Origin of the sequence: Paraburkholderia sp. SIMBA_053 (assembly GCF_046534895.1) — a bacterium.
GTDB classification, from domain to species: Bacteria; Pseudomonadota; Gammaproteobacteria; order Burkholderiales; family Burkholderiaceae; genus Paraburkholderia; species Paraburkholderia caledonica.
In genome coordinates this window covers 1-233 of sequence record NZ_JAWRXU010001819.1, presented here as the reverse complement: position 1 = coordinate 233, position 233 = coordinate 1, and the positions used below count along the sequence as shown (strand labels likewise).

Sequence of the window (233 nt, the reverse complement as noted above, 5' to 3'; positions counted from 1 at the left end):
CCGTTGAAGTCGGACCGTATGCCGTGATCGGCGCGCATGTCACGATCGGCGCGCGGACCACGGTCGGCTCGCACAGTGTGATCGAAGGTCACACCACGATCGGCGAAGACAACCGCATCGGCCACTACGCATCGGTCGGCGGCCGTCCGCAGGACATGAAGTACAAAGACGAGCCGACGCGGCTCGAGATCGGCAACCGCAACACGATCCGCGAATTCACCACGATCCACACC

General features: G+C 63.5%; 1 pseudogene. It reads left to right on the top strand.

Going from position 1 to position 233, the window contains the following annotated elements:
* A pseudogene (locus tag SB753_RS41795) lies at nucleotides 1–233 on the top strand (acyl-[acyl-carrier-protein]--UDP-N-acetylglucosamine O-acyltransferase); the annotation flags it as partial.